Source organism: Salipiger bermudensis, assembly GCF_017309175.1.
GTDB lineage: Bacteria > Pseudomonadota > Alphaproteobacteria > Rhodobacterales > Rhodobacteraceae > Salipiger > Salipiger bermudensis.
The window spans coordinates 151,719-168,244 of sequence record NZ_JAEKJV010000004.1 but is presented as its reverse complement, the minus strand read 5'-3'; the positions used below and the strand labels follow the sequence as shown (position 1 = coordinate 168,244).

Genomic DNA, 16,526 nt, shown 5'->3' with positions numbered 1-16,526 from the left:
AGATCCTATGACCCTCCAGATGAACCGCAAGCCCTTCATCACCGCCGCCATCACCGGCGCGGGCGCCACGCAGGACAAGAGCCGGCTCGTGCCGCGCTCTCCGGCCGAGATCGCCGAGGCCGCCATCGATGCCGCCAAGGCCGGTGCGGCGGTGGTGCATTGCCACGTCCGCGATCCCGAGACCGGCGCGCCCTGCCGCGACCGGGCGCTGTTTCGCGAGGTGACTGACCGCATCCGCGCGTCCGAAGTCGACGTGGTGCTGAACCTGACCGCCGGCACCGGCGGTGACCTGACCTTCGGTGATGTCGAGATCCCGATGGAGCTCGACGGTCCCAATACCGACATGGCGGGCGCAACCGAGCGCATGGCGCATATCCGCGACTGTCTGCCCGAGATCTGCACCCTCGACTGCGGCTCGATGAACTTCGGTGACGGCACCTACGTGATGACCAACACCACCGAGATGCTGCGTGCCATGGGCCGGATGATGACCGAGCTTGGCGTGAAGCCCGAGATCGAGGCTTTCGACACCGGCCACCTGTGGTTCGCCAAGCAGCTGGTGAAAGAAGGCGTGCTCGACGATCCGGCGCTGGTGCAGCTCTGCATGGGCATCCCGTGGGGCGCGCCGGGCGACATGAACACCTTCATGGCGATGGTGAACAACGTCCCCGAAAGCTGGACCTGGTCGGCCTTCAGCCTTGGCCGGGACGAGATGCCCTATGTCGCCGCCGCGGCGCTTGCGGGTGGCAACGTGCGCGTGGGGCTCGAGGACAACCTCTATCTCGAGCGCGGCGTGATGGCGACCAACGCGCAGCTCGTCGAGAAGGCCGCCAGCATCCTGTCCAACATGGGCGCCTCGCTGATGGGGCCTCAGGAGGTCCGCGACCAGCTCGGCCTCGTCAAGCGCGCCATGCCGGTGCCCGCATGAGCCGGGCAGCCATCATCGGCGGCGGCGTCATCGGCGGTGGCTGGGCGGCACGCTTCCTGCTCAACGGCTGGGACGTGGCGCTGTTCGACCCGGATCCCGAGGCCGCGCGCAAGGTCGGGGCGGTGCTCGATCGCGCCCGCGCCTCGCTGCCGGCGCTCTACGACCGGCCTCTGCCGCCCGAAGGCGCGCTGCGCGTCTGCGATACGCTCGAAGACGCCGTGCGAGGCGCTGACTGGGTGCAGGAAAGCGTCTCGGAGCGGCTGGAGCTGAAGCACAAGGTCTATGGCCAGATCGCCGCGCTCCTGCCCGAGGGCGGCTTCATCGCCTCCTCGACCTCAGGCTTCAAGGCCTCCGACCTTGCCGCGACCGGTGCACCGGTGGTGGTCGTGCATCCGTTCAACCCGGTCTACCTGCTGCCGCTGGTCGAGATCACCGGCGCGCCCGAACTGCGCGCAAAGGCCCTGCCCGTGGTGCAGTCGCTCGGGATGTTCCCGCTCGAGATGCAGACCGAGATCGACGCCTTCATCGGCAACCGCTTTCAGGAGGCGATCTGGCGCGAGGCGCTGTGGATGATCCGTGACGGCATCGCCACCACGGCGCAGATCGACGATGCCATGCGCATGGGCTTTGGCCTGCGGCTGGCGCAGATGGGCCTGTTCGAGACCTACCGCCTTGCCGGCGGCGAGGCCGGCATGGCCAGCTACATGGAACAGTTCGGCCCGTCGCTGCACTGGCCGTGGTCAAAGCTGACCGACGTGCCCGCGCTCGACGCCGCGCTGGTCAGAACGATCAGCGACCAGTCCGACGCCCAGTCGGGCCACCTGAGCATCGCGGAGCTGGAGCAGCTCCGGGACGACAATCTCGTCGCCATCCTGCGCGGGCTGCGCCGCACCGAGAGCGGGGCAGGGGGCGTCATCGTCGCGCATGAGGCGCAGCTTGCCGCGGGTGGCGAGATCGACGGCCTGCCGATCACCTCGCGCCGCGCCGTGCCGGTCACCTGGACCGACTACAACGGCCACATGAACGAGGCCGCTTATCTCGAGCTTGGCACCTGGGCCACGGATGGCCTGATGAAGCTTGTGGGCGCCGACGAAGCTTATGTCGCGAGTGGCAAGAGTTTCTTCACTGTCGACACCCGCATCCGCTATCTCGACGAGGTGCACCGGGGCGCGCTGCTCACGGTGACCACGCAGGTGCTCGAGGGCGCCGGCAAGAAGATGAAGCTCTTCCATCGCGTGCTGACCGAGGACGGCAGCCTTGCCGCCACCATCGAGACGCTAATGCTGCACACCGACCTGACCACCCGCCGGGCCTGTCCGCCGGAGCCACAGGTGGCGCGGGCGCTCGAAGACCTTGCCGCCCGCCACACCGGGCGCCCCGCCGAGGGCGCAGGCGGGGCGGTCGGCCAACGCAACTGACCAACGGAGATCGCCATGTCCCCCGAAGAGAAACAGACCCGCGAAGAGCTCGCCGCCTGCTACCGGCTGGCGGCGCTGCACAAGTTCACCGACCTGATCTACACCCACATCACCGCCCGGGTGCCGGGCGAGGACGGGCATTTCCTGATCAATCCCTACGGCTGGCGCTGGGAAGAGATCACCGCCTCGTCGCTGGTCAAGATCGACGTGGACGGCAACAAGGTCGACGGCAGCCCGCACCGGGTGAACCCGGCCGGCTTCACCATCCACTCCGCCGTGCACATGCACCGTCACGATGCGGCGTGGATCATGCACACCCACACCCGCGCGGGCGTTGCGGTGTCGTGCATGGAGGAGGGCCTTCTGCCGCTGAACCAGATCTCGCTGCAATTCCACAACCGCATCGCCTATCACGACTTCGAGGGCATCGCGCTCGATCTCGAAGAGCGCGAGCGCATCGTGGCCGATTTCGGCGATCACCCGGTGCTGGTGCTGCGCAACCACGGGCTCATCGCGACGGGCGGCAGCGCGGCGGAGATGTTCAACAACATGTTCTACCTCGAGCGCGCCTGCGAGATCCAGGTCGCGGCGACATCGTCGGGGCAGCCGCTGCGGCTCGTGGATGACGAGATCGCCAGCCATGTCCATGCGCAATACGCGCAGATGAACGAAGAAGACGGCGACCTGCAGCTCGAATGGGAGGCGCATCTGCGCTCCATCGACGGGCTTGGCAGCGACTACCGCGCCTGACCTCTCGGGCCGGCATCAAGCGGGGCGCGCGCCGGTATGGCCGCGCCCTTTTTGCAGGCTAGGTAAGCGCCAACGCCCGCGTTCCGGCGGGCCGACACGATACAGGACGAAAGGCAGTCTCATGAAACAGGTGGCGATCAAGGCGCCCGGCGGGCTCGACAATCTGGTGGTAAGCGACGTTGCAGATCCGGCGGCCCCGGGCCCCGGCGAGATCACCGTGCGGCTCCATGCCAGCTCGCTCAACTACCACGACTACCGCGTCTGCGCGGTCGAGGGGGCGCTGCCGGACGGGCGTATCCCGATGGCCGATGGTGCCGGCCTGGTCGAGGCGATCGGTGCAAATGTCGACGCGTTCGCGGTGGGCGACAGCGTCGTGTCGGGCTTCTTTCCCGACTGGCAGACCGGGGACGAGCGCCCCTGCGATTTCTCCACCACGCCGGGCGACGGTCGCGACGGTTATGCCCGCGAGCGCGTCACGCTGCCGGCGACCTGGTTCACCCACGCGCCCGAAGGCTGGTCGCACGAGGAAGCCGCGACGATCACCACGGCGGGCCTGACCGCGTGGCGGGCGCTGGTGGTGGATGCCGGCATCAAGGCCGGCGACGTTGTCGCCGTTCTCGGCACCGGCGGCGTCTCGATCTACGCGCTGCAACTGGCCAAGGCGATGGGGGCGACGGTGATCGCGACCTCGTCCTCGGATGCCAAGCTCGACCGCCTGCGCGAGCTCGGCGCGGATCATGTCATCAACTATCGCAGCACGCCCGAGTGGGGCGAGGAAATGCGCCGCCTGACCGGCGGTCGCGGCGTCGACATCGTGGTCGAGGTCGGCGGACCGGCAACGTTGGCGCAGTCGATTGTCGCCGGCCGTCCGGGGGCGCATCTCGCCCTCATCGGCGTCTTGACGGGCCGTTCGGGCGAGATCCCCACCGCGCTGCTCATGGCGCGGCAGCAGCGGCTGCAAGGGCTGATCGTCGGCTCGCGTGAACATCAAGAGGACTTCGTGAAGGCGCTTGAAGCGCTCGATCTGCGCCCGGTGATCGACCGCAGCTTCCCGCTGGCGGAGCTGGCCGAAGCGTTCCGCTACCAGGAGAGCGGCGCGCATTTCGGCAAGATCTGCGTCACCATCTGACGGATCGACCCAAGGCAAAGCCCTGGCGCGACGAGACATGCTCGGCGGCCCACTCTTGAGTGGGCCGTCAAGCGCGTGTGCATAACCACCTGCCATCGCGCCGAAAAACTCGACGGTGCCGACGCGACACTGGTGACCGCGTCTGACATGCGAGACGCGTGACCCTCTCGAGGCCATCGCCGTCTTTCGAAGTGCCTCGGGGCCGCGCTGCGGCGGGCCGATGCGTTGCAAGGTGGCGCGGCGGTCCCGGTGAACGACCGCGCCGGTCAAAGGGTCAGCCCAGATATTTGCGAAACCAGTCGAGCGTGCGCGTCCATGCCAGTTCGGCGGCATCCTCGTCGTAGCGCGGCGTGGAATCGTTGTGGAAGCCGTGATTGGCGCCCTCGTAGATATACGCCTCGTAGGTCTTGCCATTGGCGTCGAGCGCCTCCTTGTAGGCTGGCCAGCCGGCATTCACTCGCTCGTCGAGCGCACCGTAGTGCAGCAGGATCGGAGCCTCGATCTTCGGCACGTCCTCTGCGGCGGGCTGGCGTCCATAGAAGGGCACCGCCGCGCCGAGCTCGGGATAAGCGACCGCGGCGGCATTCGAGACGCCGCCGCCATAGCAGAAGCCGGTGATGCCGACCTTTCCGGTCACCTCCTCCTGCGCCATCAGGTATTCGATCGCGGCAAAGAAGTCGTTCATCAGCTTCTCCCCATCGACCTGGCGCTGCAGTTCGCGGCCCTCCTCGTCATTGCCGGGATAGCCGCCCATCGGGGTCAGACCGTCCGGCGCCATGGCGATGAAGCCGGCCTTGGCCAGCCGCCGCGCCACGTCACGGATATAGGGGTTGAGACCGCGGTTCTCGTGCACGACGACCACGCCCGGCGCGGTCTCGAGTCCGGTGGGTCGGACGTAATAGGCGCGCATCTCGCCATGGCCGTTGGGCGACGGGTAGGTGATCCACTCCGCTTTGATGTCGGGGTCATTGAAACTGACCTGCTCGGCCATGGCATAGTCCGGTGACATCATCCCGAGGATCGCGGCTGCGGTCAGCCCGCCGACGGCAAACTTGCCGGCGCGGTCGAGAAACTCGCGCTTGGTGATCATGCCGTGGGCGTAGAAGTCATAGAGCTCGAGCAGCTCCGGGGCGAAATCCTTCGCGGTCATGCGGGGTTGCTGTGTCATGCGGTCGTCCTCCTCAGTTGACCTCTGTGCGGCGAGCCCTCCGTGGGGGCCGTGGCGTGGTTGGCGGAATCGGATGCCCTCCAAGAGCGAGTAGAGCACGGGCGAGACGAGGAGCGTGAGCACGAAGGCGTGGGCCGCGCAGTTCGGGGGCGCTGCCTCCGTGCCGCGAGGCGGGCGCTCGCACCGTCCAGCGCGTCCGTAGGCGGGGAGCGTTCTGGTGTGGAGATCGTGCGTGGCGTGGCGAGCCCCGAGAAGATCGAGGCGCGGAGATGCGATAGACCTGCGTGACGCGAGACCGGGCGAAGGGGGGATGCAGGCTCGGGCCCGCTTCCGATCAACGGATTTTTACCGCAAGTCATCTCGATCAACCGGCTTGAACTTTGGTGCCGAGGCTTCGACGCGCTACACTTCGCTGACCCGAGCGGCTGCATGGCCGCCGGACCCTAACAGGGACTGACAGGGAGATGCCCGGATGACCACCCTCATCACACGCCGCCACCTGATCGCCTCCAGCGGGGCGGCCATCGCCGGCGCCATCGCCGCCCGGCCCACCCCCGCCCGCGCGCAGGGGCTTGCCCCGACCCCGTCGATGCGCGGGGGACGCAACAACTACCGCCCCGGCGCGCCCATCGTCGAGCGCATCGGCAATGGCGGGTTCTGGATGACCGGAACCGTCCGGCGCGCCGGGGACGGGGCGCCTCTGGCCGGCCAGCGGATCCAGATCTGGGCCCACACCACCGAAGGTCACGAGCGTGACCCACAGAGCCACGGCGCGACGCTCACGGACGCCGACGGGGTCTTCCGGCTCGAGATGCCGCAGATCGTGCCGGCCTTCGGACAACCGCACGGCCATCTGGCCTATGACAGCGGCGACTTCGAAACCGTCTTCCTCCGGCCCTTGATGAGCAGCGCGCGAGACAGCAGTCTCGAGGCGCATTTCGTGCTGCGCCCGGTCTGATCGGGGTTCGGGCTTGAACCATCGTCAATCACAGAGGCTCCGGGCGGTGTTCGTCTGGGGAGCGCTCGCGCTCGCAATCGCCGTTCCGTTGCTCGTCGCGGCGGGCAGTCCGCTCTTGGCGTGGCGGCGGCCTGTCTACATCGTCGCGGGCTTTGCTGGCATCGCCGCGATGGGCGTGCTGCTGCTGCAGCCGCTGCTGGCCACGAGCCGTCTGCCGGGGCTGCACGGAGTGCGTGGAAGGCGCATGCACCGACGCGCCGGGACTGTTCTTGTCCTGTGTATCTTGGTGCATGTGGCGGGCCTGTGGATCACAAGCCCTCCGGATGTCGTCGACGCCCTGCTGTTCAGGTCGCCGACGCCTTTCTCGGCATGGGGGGTGATCGCCATGTGGGCGCTTTTTGCAATGCAGGGCATGGCGGTGACGGGGAACAAGACCCGGCGCTGGCATCTGGTGCACCGCGTGCTGGCGGTCGTGGTGGTCGTCGGCAGCGTGGTGCATGCGCTTCTGATCGAGGGCACCATGGGCACGGCGTCGAAGGCGCTGCTTTGTGGTCTCGTCGTGCTGGCCTGTGGTCTGACGGTTCTACGACACCGCATCCGCGCGCCGCGTTTGAGTCCACGCAGGAGCTGATCACCGCCGCGGACCTCGCACAAAGGTCGCGCTGGACCGGTCGGGGTGTTCGGCGGCTCCACGACTGGAAGCACGTGGGCTCTCGGTGCCCCCCCCGGTCAAAGCCTTCCCGTCCAAGCCTTCGCTTACAGGCGATCGCGGTCACGGCAATTGTCGCCGAGCGTCTAGGAGTCCTGATCTTCGGGCATCATGAGGTCGAGCACGCCGCCGCCGAACAGGCGGTCGCGCGAGTGCCGCAGGTGGTTGAGCATCTCGCGGCGGGCCTCTTCCGGTGCGCGCGCACGGATCGCCTCGAAGATTGCCGTGTGCTCGGCCAGAACCTCTTCGAGGCCCTTGCGGCCATCATTCATCAGCGACTCGCCGTGCAGCTTCATGCCCACGTTCACATGGTCGCGCAGGGCCCGGAAGGTGGCCTCGAAATACTGGTTGTTCGAAGCCTGTGCCACGGCGCTGTGGAACATGAAATCCGCATCCTCGCGGTGCTGCAGCGTGCCTGTGGCGGCGCGCAGCAGGTCGAGCGCCTGCTCGATCTCGGTGAGAGCGGCGGTGTTGCGGCGCACGGCGGCGAGCGCCGCCGCCTCGGTTTCGAGGTTGATGCGGAACTCGTAGCAGCGCTGGATGTCGGCCAGCGTCTCGACCTTGGCAAAGCCCAGCGGCACGTTGGGCTGCGTCGCACGCACGAAGCTCCCGGCCCCCTGACGCGAGACCACGAGACCTTCCTCGCGCAGGCGCTCCAGCGCGGTCCTCAGAACGGGGCGCGAGACGCCGAACTCTTCGGCGAGCTGGATCTCCGCGGGCAGCTTGTCATTGGCGGGGTAGTCGCCATTCACGATGCGGGCGTGCAGCGAGTGATAGACCTTGTCCGCCAGTGGCATCCTGGATCTGGGTTTCCCGTTCGGCATGTGGGGTTCGGCTCCGTGTCACCCTCTGGGCTTAGCCATTCACGAGGAATTTTACAAGTTTGACAAGCGTGTCGGGCGGTCCGAAGCCGCCGGACTTGGTGATCAGCAGCAATGGCGGCCCGTCTGCACATCGCGCGACCGGCACCCCGGGCAGCGCTTCGCCCAACACGTCGAGCTGGCCGATCTTCAGCCGCGCCAGCAGCGCCGCAGCGCTCTCTCCGCCGCAGGCGAAGAGCGTCGCGGGCTGCAGGCGGTCATGGGCCGTGGCGATCGTCTCGGCAAAGGCCGCGCCGGCCTGCGCGCCGTCAATGGCCTCGGATCCTTGGGTCATGCGCAAGAGCAGCAGTGGCACGTCGGGCAGGGCCGGGCATGCGCCGTTCGGGGCCTCGGCCAGCGGAACATCGCCAAGCGCGGCGAGCTGCGCCGAGGTCACCGGATCGCGTGAACCGATGGCGAGCAGCGCCGGCAGGCCGGGCCGGGGCAGGGCGCGCGGCTGCGGCGCGGGCCAGAGTCGGCGGGCGAGCGCCTCGGCCAGGCCCGCCGCGCCGACAAAGACCGTTTCTTCAAGTCTATCAGGCAGCTGCGCATCCAGAGAGGCCTGGTCGGGCGTGTCCGGAACGGCCACCGCGCGGCCGATCCGGTCGGCCACGGCAATGGGCGTCTCGACGCCGGCGCCGGTGATCGCGCCATCGCTGCAATAGCGTCCTAGCGCCGGGATGGACGGATTGACGCGAAGCGAGGCGCCTGCGGGAACCAGAGCGTCGAGCTCAGCTCCGATATGCCCCTTGAGCCGGCTGTCGATTTTCTTGAAGAGCAGCCCGTCCCGCCCGTCGAGTGCTTGTGCCACGATGCGCGCCTTAGAGATCGCGTCGGCCTCGCTGCCGTCGCGCGTGCCTGTCGCCACCGCGACCACGTCGGCCCCGGAGGTCAGTGCGGTGGCGAAATCCGCAGGCGTGCAGGCCACCCGCACCCGGGCGCCCCGCGCTGCGAATGTCGCCGCGCTGTCGAGCGCGCCGGTCAGGTCGTCGGCAACAATATGGACGCGCGGCGGCATGGCGCTCAGAACGCGCGTCGGTAGATTGCCTCGATCTCGTCCACCGAGAGATCGCGCGGGTTCCAGTCAAGCAGCCGGCGGATGCCGTGGGCCTCCTCGGCCATGGCGCGTAGGCTGTCTTCGGTCACGCCATGGGCGCGCAGCCGCATGTCCAGGCCGAGCGCTTCGCAGAACGCGGTTGCGCCGGCGCGGACCGCGTCCTCGCTGCCGCCGTCGAAGCCGAGCGCGGCGGCGATCTGCGCCGTCTTCTCGGGGCGCGCCTCGGCGTTGGCGGCCAGAACATGCGGGAAGATCAGCGCGTTGGCGATGCCGTGCGGGAGCACGTAGCGGGTGCCGAGCGGGTAGCTCAGGGCGTGGCCGGCGGTGGTGTTCACCGGTCCGAGGCAGACGCCGCCATAGAAGGCCGCGAGCGCGAGCCCGGCGCGCGCCTCGGCATCATCGCCATTGTCGACGGCGCGTTTGAGATACTGCCCGACGAGCTCGATCCCCTGCAGCGCGTAGCCGTCGATCAGCGGGTGGGCGCGCTTGGAGGTGAAGGCCTCGGCGCAATGGGCCATGGCATCGACGCCGGTGGCGGCGGTGACATGCGGCGGCACGGTCATCGTGAGATCGGGGTCGATGATCGCCAGATCGGCGAGCATGTGGGGGCTCTCCGTGGCGATCTTGCTGTTGGTTTCCGGATCGGTCACCAGCGCACGTGTGCCAACCTCGGAGCCGGTGCCCGCCGTGGTCGGGATCTGCACGAGGCCGACCTTGCGGGCGGGGGCGCGGTTCGGGCCGCTGATCTCGGACAGCGGCTTGTCCTGTCCCATCATCACCGCGACGAGTTTGGCGAGATCCATCGCCGAGCCGCCGCCGAAACCGATCACCAGATCGGCATTGCCTGCCGCCGCGACCGCCTGGTTCAGGTTGTCGGTGCCGGGCTCGGGCACAACCTCGCCAAAGCAGGCGACGGCGCCGAGACCGAGCGCCTCGAGGCGGGCTGCGTTGATCGGGTCGGCGACCACGAAGGGGGTACTGTAGCCCTCGGCCGCGATCCACTCGGCGAGCTTTGCGAGCGTGCCGCTGCCGTAGTGAACAAGAGCCGGACGGCGCAATTCGATGGGGGTCGTCAGGTTGTGCATCGCGAATCCTCCTCGGGGACGAAATCGGCGTCTCGCCGCTGGTCTGAGTCGGCGCCCATGGGGGTGAGTGCCGGAAATATGGCCTCAGGACTGGCGCAAGTTTTACAACTTGTCAAATGGTAACTCTCAACCTGAGCGAGGCGCTCTCGCGCGCATGTGGTGCTATAGAGGGGTGAAAGTGTTGAGAAAATGCGAATGAAAATAGTTATTTGAATGCGGTATTTTGATGTGGCGTCCGTCTTTCAGCTCGGCGTTTCCACGGGCGGATCGTCAGAATTTCAAGAAATATGGTTTCACCAATTGACAGGTTGTCAGCTTGTCGCCATGTTGACCGGCAAGACTCGGGAGGCGGCGCGTCCGCCTTCCCCGACGCGAGGAGGACCATTGATGATCGTTCGTGAAGCTAGGGCAGATCTCTGGATCGGCGGCGGATTGCTGGCGCTCTGCGGCTTTGCCGGCTGGCGTGCAACCTACATCAATCAGGGTTTCAATCCGGGTGTTGCCGGGCCGAGTTTCGTGCCGTGGCTTGTCACCGTCCTGATCGCCCTGCTGGCCGTCCTGCTGATCATCCGTGCGCTGCGGGCCGAGCACGATCCCGCCTCCGACGTCTCGCTGCCGGGCAAGTCGGTGCTGCTGTCGATGGCCGCCTTCACGCTGGTGATGATCGGCTACGCCGCGGCCTTCATGCCGGTGGGCTACCTGCCTTCGACGATGGTGGCCTTCATCCTCGGCCTGCTGCTTCTGGGCGAGCGCAACTGGCTGGTGGTGATCCTGTTTCCGATCGGCATGACCCTCGCGATCTACTTTGGCTTTACCGAGCTTCTCTCGGTCTGGCTGCCCTGAGCGTTATTGCACTCATTCAATCTGAAGGGAGGAACTTCATGTTCAAGACGACATTCATCGGCGCCGCCGTGGCGGCTATCGCGGCGACCGGCGCCCTGGCGCAGGATTTCCCGCAGCGCCCCGTGCAGGTGGTGGTGCCCTACTCCGCGGGCGGCTCGACCGACCTGTCGATGCGGGTTGTCGCCGACGCGTTCGAGCGCATCTTCGACGACAGCACCATGGTGGTGCGCAACCAGCCCGGCGGCGGCGGGGCGATCGGCTCCTCGGCAGCGGTCAATGCCCGTGCCGACGGCTACACGCTGGGCGCCGGCGCCCAGGGCCCACTGGTCATCAAGCCGCTGATCGGCGGCACCGATTACCAGCTTGACGATGTCGAGTTCATTGGCCTCTACGCCCGTTCGCTGCAGGTCATGGTCGCCTGTGCCGACGCGCCGTTCTCGGACTATGACAGCTTCATCGACTATGCCGGCGAGAACGCGCCGCAGGTTGGCAACTCGGGCGCCGGCGGTGCCAACCAGATCTCGGCCGAGGCTTTCGCCGCCGCCGCCGACATCTCCATCGAGTCGGTGCCGTTCAACGGCTCGTCCGAGGCCCGCACCGCCTGCATCGGGGGTCATATCGACGCCATGGTGGCCTCGCCCGCCGAGGCCAAGTCGGCATCGGATGCCGGCCAGATGACGCCGCTCTTCGTGATGGAAGACGAGCGTATCGACCTGTTCCCCGACACGCCCACGGCGGTCGAGAAGGGCGTTGATTTCACCTGGTCGTCCTGGAAGGGCCTGATTGGTCCCAAGGGCATGGACGAGGCAACGCTGACCTGGCTGCGCGACGCGGTCGAGCAGATTGCCACGGACGAGCAGTTCCGCGAAACGCTGACCGACATGGGCGAATTCGTCACCTTCGAGGATGGCGAAGCCTTCGAGGCCCGCGCCCGCCGCGACATGGAGACCTCGCGCACCGTGCTCGAGAACCTCGGCATGCTCGGCATGAACAACTGATCTGACTTGCGCCTTTGGGCGCATGACACCGGGGCAGGGCGCATCCGCGTCCTGCCTCTTCCCCGCACCGGCCCGCGCAGGGGCCGCAGGACAGAGCTTCAGGACCGTCATGGACTCGATCGCCTTTCTTACGCCGCTTCTCGATCTGCAGGTGCTGCTGACCATCGCCGCCGGCACGCTGGGCGGGCTCGTCATCGGCGCACTGCCCGGGCTGACCGCGACCATGGGCGTGGCGCTGCTGATCCCGCTGACCTTCGGCATGACCCCGGTGATGGGGCTCAACATGCTGATCGGCATCTATATCGGCGGCATCTACGGCGGCTGCGTCTCGTCGATCCTGCTGCGCACGCCGGGCACCCCGGCCTCGGCCGCGACGGTGCTCGACGGCTACCCGATGGCGCAGAAGGGCGAGGCCGGCAAGGCGCTTGGCATGGCGACCATCGCCTCGACCGTGGGCGGCCTGATCGCCGCCATCGTGCTGGCGACGCTCGCGCCGCAGCTGGCCGGCATCGCGCTGGAGTTCGGCGCACCGGAATATTTCGCGCTGGCGCTCTTTGGTCTCACCATCATCGCCTCGCTCTCGGGCGACCTGCTCAAGGGCGCGATCTCGGGCCTGCTGGGCATCCTGATCTCGACGGTCGGGGCCGACCCGATCTCGGGCGTGATGCGCTACACCTTCGGCATTCAGGGCTTTGCCTCGGGCTTCTCCTTCACGCCCGCCCTGATCGGCCTCTTCGCGCTGTCCGAAGTCTTTACCCAGATGGAGCGCATCGCCGCCAAGGAAGAACCGATCAAGAGCGTCTCGGGCCGCTGGCCCTCGCGCGGAGAGCTCAAGGCCAGCCGCGGCGCACTGGTGCGCGGCTCCATCATCGGCACGCTGATCGGCATCGTGCCCGGCACCGGCTCGGGCACCGCGTCGTGGATCTCATACAACGAGACCCGCCGTGCCTCGAAGACCCCGGAGAAATTCGGCACCGGCTACGCGCCCGGCATCGCCGCCACGGAATCCGCCAACAACGCGGTCTGCGCCTCGGCCCTGATCCCGCTGCTGGCGCTCGGCATCCCCGGTGACGTGGTGACCGCGGTGCTGATGGGCGGTCTGCTGATCCAGGGCCTCGCGCCGGGGCCGATGCTGTTCCAGACCAACCCCGACGTGGTCGTGGGCATGTTCGGCGGCACCTTCATCGCGACGATCTTCATGTTCATCTTCGGCATGGCTCTGATCCCGCTGTTCAGCCGCATCCTGATGATCCCGCGCCGCCTTCTGGCCATGTCGATCGTCGTCTTCTGCTTCATCGGCTCGTTCTCGATCAACCTGAACCCGGTCGATCTCTACACCATGGTGGGCTTCGGCGTGCTGGGCTGGGGGATGCAGAAGTTCGGCTTCAGCCAGGCGGCGCTCTGCATCGCGCTGATCCTCGGGCCGCTGCTCGAATCCAACCTTCGCCGCGGTCTGCTGCAGAACGACGACAACGTGCTCGCCTTCGTCTCGACGCCGATCACGCTGCTGTTCCTCGCGCTGACCGTGCTCTCCGCCGGCTGGCCCTTCCTCTCCCGCGCGATCCAGCGCCGCCGCGCCGCGCAAAACATCTGACCAAGGAGTCCTCGCATGAGCTCGCAGAAAGAGGCCTTTGTCGCCCTCGTCACCTGTTTCAACGACGATGAGACGATCAACTACGAGGCCACCCGCGCGCAGGTGCGCCGACAGGTCGCCGCCGGCAACAACATCATGTGCGCCGGCACCAACGGCGATTTCTCGGCGCTGACCTTTGATGAGAAGGTAAGGCTGACCGAGGAGGTCGTGGCCGAGGTGGACGGACAGGCCAAGGTCATCGTCAACGCCGGCATGCCCGCCACCTTCGAGACCGTGGCGCTGGCGAAGGAATTCGACCGCATCGGCGTCGACGGGATCGCGGTGATCACGCCGTTTTTCATCGCCTGCACCCAGGACGGGCTGGTGCGCCACTTCACCACCGTGGCCGACGCTGTGAAGACGCCCGTCTATCTTTATGACATCCCGGCCCGCACCCAGAACCACATCGAGCCCGAGACCGCGCGGGCGCTGGCAAAGCACCCCAACATCGCCGGCATCAAGGATTCCGGCGGCGCGCAGGAGACGCTCGAGCAATACATGGCCGTGGGCCGCGACGAAGACGGCTTCGACGTCTATTCCGGTCCCGACCACCTCGTGCACTGGGCCTTCCAGAACGGGGCCAAGGGCGCGATCTCGGGCCTCGGCAACGTGATGCCCGAGGTGCTGGCCAAGATCGTCTCGTGCTTCAACGCCGGCGACGAAGAGGGCGCGGCCAAGGCGCAGGAAACCTACGGCGCGTTCCGCACCGATCTCTACAAGCTGGGATATCCGCCTGCGCTGGTGAAGCGCGCGCTCTGGGTCATGGACAATTCGGTCGGCGCGTCGCGCCAGCCCGCGCTGCTGCCTGATCCCGAGCAGGACAAGCAGATCGAGGCCATCCTCAAGAAATACGAGCTGATCTGATGCCCGATCGTAAACCGGTGATCGTCACCACCTCTCCGGGGTTCGGCAAGCATGGCCGCGTCCCGGAGCTGATCCGCGAACGTGGCTGGGAGTTCATCTCCTGCACCGATACGTCGAAACCGGACGGCGGGGTGTCCGAGCATATCGGCCGCGCCGATGCGCTGGTCGTCGGCCTTGTTCCGGTGACACCCGAGACGCTCACGCAGGGCGGCAAGCTGCGTGCCGTGATCAAGCACGGTGTCGGCGTCGACAATATCGACATCCCCGCCTGCACCGAGGCCGGGCTGCCGGTCTGCAACACACCCGCGGCCAATGCCGACGCGGTCGCCGAGCTGGCCGTGGGGCTGATGTTCTCGATGGCGCGCTGGATCCCGCAGGGCCACGCATCGGTGACCGCAGGCGGCTGGGACCGCCGCATCGGCACCCAGCTTGGCGGCAAGACGCTGGGCATCGTGGGGCTCGGGAATATCGGCAAGCGGCTGGCAAAGCTGGCGCGCGGCCTGGGGATGCAGGTGGTGGCCACCGACAAATATCCCGATGAAGCCTTCGCCGCCGAGCATGGCATAAGCTTCCTGCCACTCGAGGAGTTGCTGGCGCAGTCCGACTACATTTCGCTGCACGTCTTCGGCGGGGCGGATAATGCCGCGCTGATTAACGAGGCGACCCTCGCGCAGATCAAGCCCGGTGCGAAGCTCATCAATCTGGCGCGGGGCGAGGTTGTCGATCTCGACGCGGTGGCCAAGGCGCTGGAAAGCGGCCAGCTCGGCGGCGTGGCCATCGACGCCTATGTCTCCGAGCCGCCCGACACCTCGCACCCGGTGTTTAGCCACCCGAACGCGGTCTTCACGCCGCATTCCGGGGCCGACACCCGCGAAGCGCTCGAGAATGTCGGGCTGATGGTGATCGAAAGCCTCGACGCTGTGCTGGCGGGAGAGACCCCGCCGCGCATGTTGAACGCAGACGCGCTCGCCGCCCGCTGAGGGCGCGGCACGCAAATCCGGAGAGACCAAGATGTCAGAGCAACCCATCGTCATCACCATGGGCGACCCGTCCGGCGTAGGCGCCGAAGTCACCGTCAAGGCGATGGCCTCGCTTTCGCCCGAAGAGCGCGCCCGCTATGCGGTGATCGGTGATGCCGACACCATGGCGCGCGCCGTGAAGGCCTGCGACCTCGACCTCGCGCTGCGCGAACAGGGCGCCGGCGACGCCGCCGCGCTGCAAGTCATCGACGTGCCGACCGAGGGCCTCCCGGGAGAATTCGGCGTGTTGTCAGATGCCTGTGGCGAGGCCTGCTTCCGCTACATCAAGAAGGCCGTCGACCTGACCAGCGCCGGCGCGGCCTCGTGCATCGTCACCGCGCCGATCAACAAGGCGGCGCTGAACGCCGCGGGGCATCACTATGACGGCCACACCGGGATGCTGGCGCATCTGACGGGCTGCAAGTCGTCTTGGATGCTGCTGGCCTCTCCGACCCTCAACGTGCTGCACGTCTCGACCCATGTCTCGCTCAAGGACGCCATCGACCGCGCCACCCCCGAGCGCGTGCTCGAGACCATCCGCACCGGCCATAATCATCTTCGGCGCATGGGCCTCGAGCGTCCGCGCATCGCCGTGGCCGGGATCAATCCGCATTGTGGCGAGGGTGGGCTGTTCGGTCGCGAGGACGATCGGCAGATCGCCCCCGGGGTCGAGATGGCCAAGGCCGAGGGCATTGACGTGACCGGGCCGATCTCGGCCGACACCGTCTACCACCGAGCCAACACCGGCGCCTTCGACCTTGTGATCGCGCAGTATCACGATCAGGGCCATATTCCGATCAAGCTCATCGCCTTCGACACCGCGGTGAACGTATCGCTGGGCCTGCCAATCGACCGCTGCTCGGTCGATCACGGCACCGCCTTCGACATCGCCGGCACCGGCAAGGCGAACCACGTCAACATGCTGGCGGCGCTGGACTATGCCGGCAAGCTGGCGACCGCAAAGCGGGCCGCCGCAGCCTGAGCAGAGACACCGCGATTGGCGAACTGGCCTCCTCGCCGTCCTCCCGGGCGGGGAGGCCTCGTCTCTTCAGGGTGGCAGCTACAGAAGCAGGCTCGTCGAGTACGAGAATGCGGCCGTCCCCGCCG

General features: G+C 67.4%; 16 protein-coding genes. 12 read left to right on the top strand and 4 right to left on the bottom strand.

The features are described 5' to 3' along the window. Positions 1 to 7: 7 nt before the first annotated feature. The 4 genes from bcoG (at position 8) to JF542_RS07320 (ending at position 4,225) form a co-directional block, all read left to right on the top strand. On the top strand, positions 8 to 928 hold the full coding sequence (bcoG, locus tag JF542_RS07335; RefSeq protein WP_207075345.1) for a 3-dehydrocarnitine:acetyl-CoA trimethylamine transferase BcoG: 921 nt from the start codon (positions 8 to 10) through the stop codon (positions 926 to 928). Beyond that, the gene (locus JF542_RS07330; RefSeq protein ID WP_207075344.1) at positions 925 to 2,346 is read left to right on the top strand and encodes a carnitine 3-dehydrogenase; all 1,422 of its coding nucleotides are present in this window, start codon (positions 925 to 927) and stop codon (positions 2,344 to 2,346) included. Before bcoG ends, JF542_RS07330 begins: the two co-directional genes overlap by 4 nt. 15 nt (positions 2,347 to 2,361) lie before the next feature. After that, a complete protein-coding gene (locus tag JF542_RS07325; RefSeq protein WP_207075343.1) occupies positions 2,362 to 3,096 on the top strand; it encodes a class II aldolase/adducin family protein in 735 nt (244 codons plus the stop codon). A gap of 121 nt (positions 3,097 to 3,217) precedes the next feature. Beyond that, complete coding sequence (locus tag JF542_RS07320) at positions 3,218 to 4,225, top strand: zinc-dependent alcohol dehydrogenase family protein (RefSeq protein ID WP_207075342.1); 1,008 nt, start codon at positions 3,218 to 3,220, stop codon at positions 4,223 to 4,225. Between the two features lie 274 nt (positions 4,226 to 4,499). Here the strand turns inward: JF542_RS07320 and yghX are convergent, their stop codons facing one another. Continuing rightward, the gene (gene yghX / locus JF542_RS07315) at positions 4,500 to 5,393 is read right to left on the bottom strand and encodes a YghX family hydrolase (protein ID WP_207075341.1); all 894 of its coding nucleotides are present in this window, start codon (positions 5,391 to 5,393) and stop codon (positions 4,500 to 4,502) included. A gap of 472 nt (positions 5,394 to 5,865) precedes the next feature. Between yghX and JF542_RS07310 the strand changes: the two genes are divergently transcribed. Together JF542_RS07310 and JF542_RS07305 are read left to right on the top strand one after the other, a co-directional pair. After that, entirely contained in the window at positions 5,866 to 6,351 is a 486-nt protein-coding gene (locus tag JF542_RS07310) for a peptidase associated/transthyretin-like domain-containing protein (protein ID WP_207075340.1), read from the top strand. Between the two features lie 13 nt (positions 6,352 to 6,364). Beyond that, entirely contained in the window at positions 6,365 to 6,982 is a 618-nt protein-coding gene (locus JF542_RS07305) for a ferric reductase-like transmembrane domain-containing protein (RefSeq protein WP_340689144.1), read from the top strand. Positions 6,983 to 7,146: 164 nt separating this feature from the next. Here the strand turns inward: JF542_RS07305 and JF542_RS07300 are convergent, their stop codons facing one another. Genes JF542_RS07300 through JF542_RS07290 form a run of 3 tightly spaced genes read right to left on the bottom strand, consistent with a single transcriptional unit; the run spans position 7,147 to position 10,062 of the window. Beyond that, positions 7,147 to 7,857, bottom strand: coding sequence for a FadR/GntR family transcriptional regulator (locus JF542_RS07300; protein WP_207075339.1), 711 nt, complete (start codon positions 7,855 to 7,857; stop codon positions 7,147 to 7,149). Positions 7,858 to 7,915: 58 nt separating this feature from the next. Continuing rightward, positions 7,916 to 8,938, bottom strand: coding sequence for a four-carbon acid sugar kinase family protein (locus tag JF542_RS07295; protein WP_207075338.1), 1,023 nt, complete (start codon positions 8,936 to 8,938; stop codon positions 7,916 to 7,918). A gap of 5 nt (positions 8,939 to 8,943) precedes the next feature. Beyond that, on the bottom strand, positions 8,944 to 10,062 hold the full coding sequence (locus JF542_RS07290) for an iron-containing alcohol dehydrogenase (protein WP_207075337.1): 1,119 nt from the start codon (positions 10,060 to 10,062) through the stop codon (positions 8,944 to 8,946). A gap of 387 nt (positions 10,063 to 10,449) precedes the next feature. Between JF542_RS07290 and JF542_RS07285 the strand changes: the two genes are divergently transcribed. From JF542_RS07285 to pdxA, 6 genes are all read left to right on the top strand, one after another. Further along, positions 10,450 to 10,905, top strand: a complete 456-nt coding sequence (locus JF542_RS07285) for a tripartite tricarboxylate transporter TctB family protein (RefSeq protein WP_207075336.1) — start codon at positions 10,450 to 10,452, stop codon at positions 10,903 to 10,905. Between the two features lie 38 nt (positions 10,906 to 10,943). Then, positions 10,944 to 11,903, top strand: coding sequence for a Bug family tripartite tricarboxylate transporter substrate binding protein (locus tag JF542_RS07280; protein ID WP_207075335.1), 960 nt, complete (start codon positions 10,944 to 10,946; stop codon positions 11,901 to 11,903). A gap of 109 nt (positions 11,904 to 12,012) precedes the next feature. Next, positions 12,013 to 13,497 (top strand): tripartite tricarboxylate transporter permease, encoded by a 1,485-nt coding sequence (locus tag JF542_RS07275; RefSeq protein ID WP_207075334.1) that lies wholly within the window; start codon positions 12,013 to 12,015, stop codon positions 13,495 to 13,497. Between the two features lie 15 nt (positions 13,498 to 13,512). Further along, entirely contained in the window at positions 13,513 to 14,400 is an 888-nt protein-coding gene (locus tag JF542_RS07270; RefSeq protein WP_207075333.1) for a dihydrodipicolinate synthase family protein, read from the top strand. Beyond that, a complete protein-coding gene (locus JF542_RS07265; protein ID WP_007801795.1) occupies positions 14,400 to 15,380 on the top strand; it encodes a phosphoglycerate dehydrogenase in 981 nt (326 codons plus the stop codon). Before JF542_RS07270 ends, JF542_RS07265 begins: the two co-directional genes overlap by 1 nt. Before the next feature lie 31 nt (positions 15,381 to 15,411). Next, positions 15,412 to 16,401 carry a 4-hydroxythreonine-4-phosphate dehydrogenase PdxA gene (gene pdxA / locus JF542_RS07260; protein ID WP_207075332.1) on the top strand — a complete coding sequence of 330 codons (990 nt, stop codon included), beginning with the start codon at positions 15,412 to 15,414 and terminating at the stop codon, positions 16,399 to 16,401. Positions 16,402 to 16,526 lie beyond the last annotated feature (125 nt).

Excerpts from the sequence above, each read along its gene's own strand:
- bcoG (WP_207075345.1), top strand. The coding sequence starts at position 8 with ATGACCCTCCAGATGAACCGCAAGCCCTTCATCACCGCCGCCATCACC.
- JF542_RS07330 (WP_207075344.1), top strand. The coding sequence starts at position 925 with ATGAGCCGGGCAGCCATCATCGGCGGCGGCGTCATCGGCGGTGGCTGG.
- JF542_RS07325 (WP_207075343.1), top strand. The coding sequence starts at position 2,362 with ATGTCCCCCGAAGAGAAACAGACCCGCGAAGAGCTCGCCGCCTGCTAC.
- JF542_RS07320 (WP_207075342.1), top strand. The coding sequence starts at position 3,218 with ATGAAACAGGTGGCGATCAAGGCGCCCGGCGGGCTCGACAATCTGGTG.
- yghX (WP_207075341.1), bottom strand. The coding sequence starts at position 5,393 with ATGACACAGCAACCCCGCATGACCGCGAAGGATTTCGCCCCGGAGCTG.
- JF542_RS07310 (WP_207075340.1), top strand. The coding sequence starts at position 5,866 with ATGACCACCCTCATCACACGCCGCCACCTGATCGCCTCCAGCGGGGCG.
- JF542_RS07300 (WP_207075339.1), bottom strand. The coding sequence starts at position 7,857 with ATGCCACTGGCGGACAAGGTCTATCACTCGCTGCACGCCCGCATCGTG.
- JF542_RS07295 (WP_207075338.1), bottom strand. The coding sequence starts at position 8,938 with ATGCCGCCGCGCGTCCATATTGTTGCCGACGACCTGACCGGCGCGCTC.
- JF542_RS07290 (WP_207075337.1), bottom strand. The coding sequence starts at position 10,062 with ATGCACAACCTGACGACCCCCATCGAATTGCGCCGTCCGGCTCTTGTT.
- JF542_RS07285 (WP_207075336.1), top strand. The coding sequence starts at position 10,450 with ATGATCGTTCGTGAAGCTAGGGCAGATCTCTGGATCGGCGGCGGATTG.
- JF542_RS07280 (WP_207075335.1), top strand. The coding sequence starts at position 10,944 with ATGTTCAAGACGACATTCATCGGCGCCGCCGTGGCGGCTATCGCGGCG.
- JF542_RS07275 (WP_207075334.1), top strand. The coding sequence starts at position 12,013 with ATGGACTCGATCGCCTTTCTTACGCCGCTTCTCGATCTGCAGGTGCTG.
- JF542_RS07270 (WP_207075333.1), top strand. The coding sequence starts at position 13,513 with ATGAGCTCGCAGAAAGAGGCCTTTGTCGCCCTCGTCACCTGTTTCAAC.
- JF542_RS07265 (WP_007801795.1), top strand. The coding sequence starts at position 14,400 with ATGCCCGATCGTAAACCGGTGATCGTCACCACCTCTCCGGGGTTCGGC.
- pdxA (WP_207075332.1), top strand. The coding sequence starts at position 15,412 with ATGTCAGAGCAACCCATCGTCATCACCATGGGCGACCCGTCCGGCGTA.